The organism is Streptomyces sp. ISL-66, assembly GCF_018614135.1.
GTDB lineage: Bacteria > Actinomycetota > Actinomycetes > Streptomycetales > Streptomycetaceae > Streptomyces.
Genome location: NZ_JAGGOW010000178.1, coordinates 20,843 through 27,291, shown reverse-complemented (window position 1 = coordinate 27,291; position 6,449 = coordinate 20,843). Strand labels below are relative to the sequence as shown.

Here is a 6,449-nt window from a genome sequence, read left to right as displayed (position 1 = left end):
CCCGGACGATGCCGGCCCCGGCGGCGACCACCCGTACCGCCTGGACTCGCGCCCGCTGACGGAGCTGGCGCGGGAGTTCCAGGCCTCCCCGATCGTGGCCGCGGCCCGCCGCCAGGCCGCCGGGACCTGAGCACGGGGCCCGTGCGGGCCCACGGGCCGTACGGAGCCGCACGGCGCTGGACGGGGCTGTACGGGCTGACGGGGGCCGCGGGGGCTGCACAGGGGCCCGCGCAGCCCCGTACAGGGCTGGCGCGGGCTGCACCGGGGCTGTACGGGGCCGTTCCCGGCCCCGGGGCGTTCGCGGCCCCCGGGGCGTTCGCCTAACGGAGCAGGTGCGCCGGGGTCAGAGGTCCGCGAGCGCCAGACCGGCCTGCGCGGCGGCGGCCTGAACGGTCTGCTCCAGCAGCACCGCGATGGTCATCGGGCCGACGCCGCCGGGCACGGGGGTGATCAGGGAGGCGACGGCGGCAGCCGACTCGAAGTGGACGTCGCCGACGTTGCCCTCGTTGTAGCCGGCATCCAGGACGACCGCGCCCGGCTTGATGTCCTCGCCCCGGATGAACTCGGCCTTGCCGACGGCGGCGACCAGCACGTCCGCCTGGCGCACGACGGACGGCAGGTCCACGGTGCGGGAGTGGCAGTAGGTGACGGTGGCGTTCTGCTCCAGCAGGAGCATCCCGGCCGGCTTGCCCAGGATGGCGCTGCGGCCGACGACCACGGCGTGCTTGCCGGTCAGGTCCACGTCGTAGGCGGCGAGGAGGCGCATGATGCCGCCGGGGGTGCAGGAGACGAAGCCCGGCAGGCCGAAGCCCATGGCGGCGAAGGAGTGCATGGTGACCCCGTCGACGTCCTTGCCGGGGGCGATCGCCTCGAAGGCGGCGCGCTCGTCGATGTGGTGCGGAACGGGGTGCTGGAGCAGGATGCCGCTGATCTCCGGGTCCTCGGAGAGCGCGGTCAGCGTGGCGACGAGCTCCTCGGTGGTCGTCCCGGCCGGCAGCTCCACGTGGCGGGAGGTGATCCCGGCCTTGGCGCAACGGTTCTGCTTCATGCGCACGTAGGTGACGGAGGCGGGGTCCTCGCCGACGAGCACGGTCGCGAGACAGGGCGCGGTGCCGGTGCGCTCGGTGATCTTCGCCGCGTAGGCGGCGGTCTGCTCCGAGATGCGGCGGGCGAGGGCGGTGCCGTCCATCAGCTCGGCGGTCCGGGCCGGCTGTACGGGCTGGGCAGTCGTCATGGGGTCTCCTGAGCGTCGCTGCGGGATCGCGGTTCGCCCAGGCGCGCGGCAGTCGACGTACGGGAGCACGCCGGGCCGCTCCCCGGTGGTGATCCACCCGAACGCCAGTCACGGCCCGCCGCCCAGTGTAGGCGAACCCCCGGAGGTCCCGGCCGGGCCCCCGTGGGCCCCCGCGCCCGGCAGTCCGGTGGATGCGGGACGCCCGGCCTGGGACGATCGAGAGATGACACTCACATGTGCCACGCGGGGCTGGAGGTGGTCGATCTGCGCTCGGAGCGGCTCCGGACGGAGTTCCACGACATCGGAGCCGTGATCTACTTTCCACGGAAGGTGATCTGGATGGTGCCCGGCTTCGCGGTCGGGCAGTACCGGGACCGGTTGCGCGAGCTGCACGAACAGATCGAACGCGAAGGTCCGTTCATCGCGCACACCGCCCGGTTCCTCATCGAGGCCCGCAAAACGGGCTGACAAAAAGGGCGGACGCAGCCACCGCCGATCGGTTGCCCGGTCACAGCGTGGCGCAGGTCACTCAATTCAGCGCGTAACGAATGTACTCGGGCGTGCGATGAACCGACAGGTGTCCTCGTGCGGCTCGGAATACAAACCCCCCTCGGGTCTGTTTCCCGAGTTCGCGCGATGATGTCCCGCCACCCCTTTATCTGTTCGCAACGAGAGGCTCCTTGTGTCGCTCAGCCCGTCCCGTACGTTCCCCACGGAGATCGCCGAATCCGAGGCCCTGGTCGCGCTTGTCGAGCGCGGCCGCGAGCAGGGTCACATCAACGGTGATGACGTGCGCCAGGCCTTCGAGGCCGGCCGCATCCCGGTGGACCAGTGGAAGCGGGTCCTGCGCAGCCTGAACCAGGTCCTGGACGAGGAGGGCGTCGCGCTGCACGTCAGCGCCGCGCCCGCCACGAAGGTCGCAGCCAAGAAGCCGCGCAAGGCGGCCGCTGCCCCGGCTCGCACCGTCACCAAGAAGGCCGCAGCCGCCCCCCGCCTCATCGGCGCGCGCAAGACGGCGGCCACGGCCACCGCCGCGGCGATATCCGACCCGTCGGCCTCCGGGACCGAGGAGGAGGTGGCGGCCGAGGCCGCCGCCGCGCCGAAGAAGCGGGCGGTCAAGAAGACCGCCGTGAAGAAGACGGCCGTGAAGAAGACGGCCGCCACGAAGAAGACCGCCAAGGACGGCGACGAGGGCGAGACCCCCGTTGCCGTGGGCGAGGACTGGGCCGCCGAGGACCTGGACGAGGACGCCGAGAAGGAGGCGCCCAAGACCGGCGGCAGCGCGGGCTTCGTCCTGTCCGACGACGACGAGGACGACGCCCCGGCTCAGACGGTCATGGTCGCCGGCGCCACCGCCGACCCCGTCAAGGACTACCTGAAGCTGATCGGCAAGGTGCCGCTGCTCAACGCCGAGCAGGAGGTCGAGCTCGCCAAGCGCATCGAGGCGGGTCTCTTCTCCGAGTACAAGCTCGAAGAGGAGGAGGACCACAAGCCCGCGTTCAAGCGCGAGCTGGAGATCCTCGTCGAGGACGGCCGCCGCGCGAAGAACCACCTGCTGGAGGCCAACCTCCGCCTCGTGGTCTCCCTCGCCAAGCGCTACACCGGTCGCGGCATGCTCTTCCTGGACCTGATCCAGGAGGGCAACGTCGGTCTGATCCGCGCCGTGGAGAAGTTCGACTACACCAAGGGCTTCAAGTTCTCCACGTACGCGACCTGGTGGATCCGTCAGGCGATCACGCGTGCCATGGCCGACCAGTCGCGCACCATCCGCATCCCCGTCCACATGGTCGAGATCATCAACAAGCTGGCCCGCGTCCAGCGCCAGATGCTCCAGGACCTCGGACGGGAGCCCACTCCGGAGGAGCTGGGCAAGGAACTCGACATGACCCCCGAGAAGGTCATCGAGGTCCAGAAGTACGGCCGCGAGCCGATCTCCCTGCACACCCCGCTGGGTGAGGAGGGCGACAGCGAGTTCGGTGACCTCATCGAGGACTCCGAAGCGGTCGTGCCGGCCGACGCGGTCTCCTTCACCTTCCTCCAGGAGCAGCTCCAGTCGATCCTGGGCACCCTCTCGGAGCGCGAGGCGGGCGTGGTCTCCATGCGCTACGGCCTCAACGACGGCCAGCCGAAGACCCTCGACGAGATCGGCCGCGTGTACGGGGTCACCCGTGAGCGCATCCGCCAGATCGAGTCGAAGACCATGTCGAAGCTCCGTCACCCGTCGCGTTCGCAGGTGCTGCGCGACTACCTCGACTAAGAGGCCCGGGCCCCCTCAGGCCAGTCGGAAGACGGGCCCCCTGGGGGTGAACGGCAGGGAGGCACCCTGCGGGATCAGGAAGGCGTGCTCGCGCCGGATCCGCAGGGTGTCGGTCCATCCGTCCGTGATCACCAGCACCGGGGCCCCGGGAGGGAAGTCCTCCGCGCGCTGCAACAGGTCGATTCCCGGTTGCAGCACGGTCCCGCCCCGCCCGCGCACCCTCACCCGGCCCGCGATCTCGGTCGGGGGCAGATAGCCCGCGTCGTACGGCGCCGCGTCGCAGAACACGACGCGTGCCGCCGGTACGTCGCGGGCTTGCGCGTACGAGGCGATGGCGCCGAGCGCCTTGCCGAGCAGGGCGGTGTCCATCGACCCCGAGGTGTCGAGGACCACACCGAAGGTGCACCGGGCGGTCTCCTCGGGCGGGAAGTACCGGCCCGCGCGCGGGATGTCCGGTGTGGAGGCCTGGCGGCGGGCCGGGCGCGCGAAGCTGCGTACCGCCTGGGGCCGCGGCACGTACTCGTCGAACCAGCGGGCCAGGCGCGCGTCCCACGGCACCGGGGGGTGGGCCAGCGCCCTGATCTCCTGGACCAGTCCGGCGGGCAGCAGCCCGCGCTTCCCGTGCTCGTGCAGGTCGAAGCCCTGGACCAGGCCGCGCCGGTAGAACTCGTCCAGGTCGGTGTACGGTCCGCTCCCCGGGTGGGCCAGCGGCTCGCCCAGGATGTCCCCGCGGCCCTTGCCGCGCAGGGTGGCGAGCCGGCGCATCCGGCGCAGGTCGGCGGTGATCCGGTCGTAGACCTCCTCCACCGAGAGGTCCTTCAGCTCCGGGTCGTACAGCAGTCCCTCGGGCATCTCGCCGACACCCATCTCGACGAGCCAGCCGTTGACGACGTAGTCGGCGGCCACGTTGTGCAGGTACGGGTCGCGGGCGCCGCGGCGCTCGCCGTGGCGCAGGGCGGCGTGCAGCATCTCGTGGGCCAGGATGAACCGCCACTCCCCGTCGGTGAAGGAGCGCAGCGGATTCACGTAGATCTCGCCCGCGCTCGCGCTGACGGCGGCGATGTCGATGCCCTGGGCGCGGGCGAGCTCCGCGTCGGCGACCAGCCGCAGGCCCGCGGCGAGGCCGCCCAGCAGCGGATAGGAGGAGACGAACCAGTTCAGGGCGCGTTCCCAGGGCTGCGGGCGGTGTCCCTCGCGGCCGGCGGCCAGGTCCATGGTGGCGGACACGGACCGGGTGAGGGCGTGGGCGAAGCCGGTCTGCCAGTCCGGGACCGCGTTCCAGTCGTGCCAGGGCTCCAGGATCTGATCGGGGGCGCCGGGGGCGCTCGTACCGCAGTCCTCGTAGCGGGGCGGGACGCCGCCCTGGCGCCAGGCGCCGGCGAGCTGCTCCTCGTCACCACCCGGGTACGCGTCGGGCAGCCTGTCGGGGGCCCGGCCGACGGGGAAGTTCAGGAGGAAGCGGTTGACGACCACGCAGCGGGCGGCGAGGTCGGCGCGGTCGGGCTGGGGCCGGTCGTCCTCCTTGGCGGCGGGGACGTGCCCGAAGCCGAGGTGGAGGAGGCAGTGCGCCAGGGTCCAGGCCCATTCGGCGGGCTCGGCGCGGCGGGTGGGGTGGGAGTGGATCACGCCGTTGGAGGTGACCACGGCGAACCCGGCGGCGTTGCAGTGCGCGCACCGGAGGCTGCGGCAGTGGGTGGCGGAGACGGCGTTCAGGGCCGGGTTCTGCCGGACGGCGGCCCGTCCGGCCTCGTAGGCGAGGGTGGCCGGATCGGGCTTGGCCTGCTTGGCCTGCTTGGCCGGCTGCTTTGACGTGCGGGTCACCGGCGGGCCTCCACCAGGCGGGGCATGTCGCGGGCGGCCTCGATGAGGAACCAGGCGGGCAGGACCGGCAGGCCGTCCGCGTCGTCGGCGATGACGGTCTGGGCCACCTCGACGGAGATCTCGGCGAGCTGTACGAGCAGGGACTTGGCGCGGTAGGCGGTCTGCCGGACGGCGGGCGAGACGTGCTCCTTGCGGGCGGGGAGTTCCTTGACGAGACGGCCGCGGAAGGCCTCGGCGAGGTAGTAGAGCAGGTCACGGTCCTCCAGGCGGGCCGGCCAGGACGCTTCGCCCTTGATGACCGCCTCGATCCCGAAGGTGTGGCGGACGATCTTGGCGTAGCCGCGGAAGGAGACGGCGTGCGCGGGGGTGAGCGTGCCGTGCGCGAGCACGCCCAGGGTCTGCTCGTCCAGGCCCGGCCCGAAGGAGTGCAGGGCGTCGGAGAGCATGTGCCAGGAGCGGGGCGTGGAGAAGGGCTCCTCGCTCTTGGGCGGCTGCGACCAGAGGTGGTCGGGGCGGTCGGCGAGGTAGTCGGTGACCCAGGGGTGGATGCCGTTCTCGCCGGCCCAGATCAGCCAGTCCCCCGCGGAAGCCCGCAGGTGGACGTGGGTGAGCCGGTTGACGAGCGCCGACGCGATGGGCCGGGCCAGCGCGTTGTCGGTGGCCCGGTTGCCCGCGCCGATGACGATGGAACCGGCGGGCAGCTCGTAGGAGCCGATCCGCCGGTCGAGGATCAGCGAGTAGAAGGCCTTCTGCACGTCCGGGCTCGCGGCGTTGAGCTCGTCGAGGAACAGGCAGTACGGCTCCTCGCGGGCGATGGCCTCGGGCGGGCAGAAAACGGAACGCCCGTCGCGGATCTGCGGTACGCCGATCAGGTCCTCGGGCGCGAGCTGCGTACCGAGCAGGCTGACGCACTCCAGGCCCAGCGAGTCCGCGAACCTCCGCACGAGCGAGGACTTACCGATCCCGGGAGCACCCCACAGGAAGACGGGCCGGACGGTGGCGAGCCCGAGGAGCAGTTCGGGGAGCTGGGCGGGGGTGACGGTGACGGCGGCCTGCACGGGTGTGGTCGTCCTCCGGGGAGCGGGTACGTGGCGCGCCCAGTGTGGACGCGCCGTGTGTCCCGGAGCATCCGGTTTT

At 71.9% G+C, this 6,449-nt stretch carries 4 protein-coding genes, 1 pseudogene and 1 riboswitch; of the genes and pseudogenes, 2 read left to right on the top strand and 3 right to left on the bottom strand.

Going from position 1 to position 6,449, the window contains the following annotated elements:
• Positions 1–343: 343 nt before the first annotated feature.
• Positions 344–1,234, bottom strand: a complete 891-nt coding sequence (locus J7E97_RS30735; protein ID WP_215034112.1) for a bifunctional 5,10-methylenetetrahydrofolate dehydrogenase/5,10-methenyltetrahydrofolate cyclohydrolase — start codon at positions 1,232–1,234, stop codon at positions 344–346.
• A gap of 28 nt (positions 1,235–1,262) precedes the next feature.
• Positions 1,263–1,356, bottom strand: a riboswitch (ZMP/ZTP riboswitch).
• A gap of 121 nt (positions 1,357–1,477) precedes the next feature.
• On the opposite strand from J7E97_RS30735, the pseudogene J7E97_RS30730 reads away from it, so the two are divergent.
• Positions 1,478–1,702 (top strand): annotated as a pseudogene (locus J7E97_RS30730) (SAM-dependent methyltransferase); the annotation flags it as partial.
• 214 nt (positions 1,703–1,916) lie between these two features.
• Positions 1,917–3,491 carry an RNA polymerase sigma factor gene (locus J7E97_RS30725; protein WP_215034110.1) on the top strand — a complete coding sequence of 525 codons (1,575 nt, stop codon included), beginning with the start codon at positions 1,917–1,919 and terminating at the stop codon, positions 3,489–3,491.
• A gap of 15 nt (positions 3,492–3,506) precedes the next feature.
• Here J7E97_RS30725 and J7E97_RS30720 read toward each other — a convergent pair whose 3' ends face one another.
• Entirely contained in the window at positions 3,507–5,312 is a 1,806-nt protein-coding gene (locus J7E97_RS30720) for a hypothetical protein (protein ID WP_215034108.1), read from the bottom strand.
• The gene (locus J7E97_RS30715) at positions 5,309–6,370 is read right to left on the bottom strand and encodes an ATP-binding protein (protein ID WP_215034106.1); all 1,062 of its coding nucleotides are present in this window, start codon (positions 6,368–6,370) and stop codon (positions 5,309–5,311) included. Before J7E97_RS30715 ends, J7E97_RS30720 begins: the two co-directional genes overlap by 4 nt.
• Between the last annotated feature and the right edge of the window lie 79 nt (positions 6,371–6,449).